Source organism: Paraglaciecola hydrolytica (assembly GCF_001565895.1).
In the GTDB taxonomy this organism is placed as follows: domain Bacteria; phylum Pseudomonadota; class Gammaproteobacteria; order Enterobacterales; family Alteromonadaceae; genus Paraglaciecola; species Paraglaciecola hydrolytica.
This window is the reverse complement of record NZ_LSNE01000020.1, coordinates 8,546-10,807: the sequence shown is the minus strand read 5'-3', so window position 1 is coordinate 10,807 and position 2,262 is coordinate 8,546. Positions and strand designations below refer to the sequence as shown.

Here is a 2,262-nt window from a genome sequence, read left to right as displayed (position 1 = left end):
GGCAGCCTTATCCGCTTGTGTGCATAGCTTGCTAACCGGTAATGCTGCTACGGTCACATCCATAGGCCGAGGTATTGACTCAACAGCGCATGTAAAACACAGTATCAAACGCGCTGACAGGTTATGCTCTAACCAACATCTCTTGCTTGAAGCAGATTACATTTATACGCGCATCTGCTATCTATTTGGACGGATTTCTAGTCGCCCCGTTATTCTGGTGGATTGGTCAGATTTGGATGAGTATAAAAGGCACTTTTTACTCCGCGCTTCGTTAGCGTTTGATGGCCGCTCCATCACGCTATACCAAGAAGTACATGACATTAAAACAAAGGAGAAACCCTCCACTCATCAGCGCTTTCTAAGTATGTTGAAATGCATGATGGGTGAGACAGTCAAGCCCATTATTGTGACCGATGCAGGATTTAAAGTGCCTTGGTTTAGACAGGTCAGCAAATTAGGCTGGGACTTTGTCGGGCGGACTCGCCAGCCTAATACGTTTTCATTAGATGATGAAGAAAGCTGGACCAACATCACTGATTTATTTGATAAAGCCACAGCAACACCAAAGGGCTTCAATGGCCATATCACAAAGAATAATCCTCTGGCATGTCGATTAGTTTTATATAAACAAGCAGCTAAAGGCCGTCACAATGTCAACCGTGACGGCATACCCAAAAAATCTGGCACGTCCAAAACCCATTCAAAAGGAGGGAAAGAGCCGTGGTTACTCAGTACATCACTGAAAATGAACAGCAAACTTCCTAAACAAGCCGTGGCAATTTATCGAACGCGTATGCAAATAGAAGAAGAGTTTCGAGACCTGAAAAGTCGTTTGTATGGACTTGGCTTTGAACATAACAAAAGTAAATTATTGAGACGACTTACCTTGTTGATTTTGATTGCTACGCTTGCCTGTTTGATCGCGCTGCTCATTGGTTTAACGGTGGTTTGTGCCGGCCTAAATCGGCGCTATCAAGCTAATACCATTAAGAATAAACGCGTGCTGTCTTTTCAATTTATTGGACGGCGGATAATACAAGATCCCCACATTACATTAGTCGAACAGCACCTGCATGATGCCATCGAAAAACTCAAGAAAGGCATTCAGATGACGTGCACTGATGTTCAATAATTTCGTGGGGATCCCTCAGACTACGACCCCAGTTATTGAAATCGACAATTATTAGGCTTGTGAATTTAGATTTTGTGGAAAGCATGCATGATATACATCCCAAATATCATCGTGGAGGGGTTCAAGGTCTGATATATCATCACCAAAATTGCTTCCATACCAAAGGACCCTTTCGAGGATGTTATACTGATCGCCATCGTATGTATCAAATTCCCTTTTGAGACTCAGTACAACATTATCATCTTCGGGCTTCATTCGTGATTTTGCTTCCTGCAATATTTCAAGGAATTCAGCAACTGCATGATCGCGGGTATTTCCAATTGTGAAAAAATCAGAAGCAACATTATTTTCATGAATATACCTTGAAATTATTATCAATATATCGAGTACATTTCGCCCTAATGCCAGTTGGATTGGATTTCCATCAATGATTATTTTAAAAACATGCTTCAAAGTAATTTATAAACCAGTTAAAAATTAAATGAAGAGTAAAACATGGCCATTTTCTATGCAACATGTCTATTTTTATTGAGTTTAGAGCGTGTTGACAGACGAAAAATTCAGGTTGATATTGCCCCAAATCTCATTTGGGCGAAAAAATGGCTACTAAAAGAATGATATTGCGAATTAGATTCCGTAAAGTCATTTTTGAAGATGAATAATGGACTGTAAACAGGAGTTAGACAAAATTGGTTTTGTTAGACAAGGGCTGCAAAGTGTAAGATCAAAAAAGCCCCGCAATCACTTGCGAGGCTTATTGATTATGGTGCCCAGACCCGGAATCGAACCAGGGACACGAGGATTTTCAATCTGGATCTTAGTGCTTCTAATGATCTATTGTATTGATTTTATTGCATTTTTTCTTTGTGACATTGTGACAAACACTTGTCACAAAACAAAAAATCGTCTCACTAAAAACGCTCTTGGCTCCACCCTTATCAAGGGATAAAAACTTAACATGTAGTTTTGTTTTCCGATCTTTGTGATTAAATGTTGCTCTAATTTATTGCAATTTTGAGGTGCACTATTTGATGTAGACGTAAATACCTTTTATTTATGTCAGCAAGTTCAATAGAAACAAATAATTCGATTTTAGGTGAAAAAAATTAGTCAATATAAATTGACTTTAA

2 protein-coding genes are annotated in these 2,262 nt (G+C 39.2%); one reads left to right on the top strand and one right to left on the bottom strand.

Going from position 1 to position 2,262, the window contains the following annotated elements; genetic code table 11:
• Window positions 1-1,132: IS4 family transposase (locus tag AX660_RS21645; RefSeq protein ID WP_082769067.1), on the top strand; the 1,132-nt coding region annotated here is incomplete at its 5' end.
• Window positions 1,133-1,183: 51 nt separating this feature from the next.
• Here AX660_RS21645 and AX660_RS21640 read toward each other — a convergent pair.
• Window positions 1,184-1,585 (bottom strand): hypothetical protein, encoded by a 402-nt coding sequence (locus AX660_RS21640; protein WP_068382065.1) that lies wholly within the window; start codon window positions 1,583-1,585, stop codon window positions 1,184-1,186.
• Window positions 1,586-2,262: the final 677 nt, after the last annotated feature.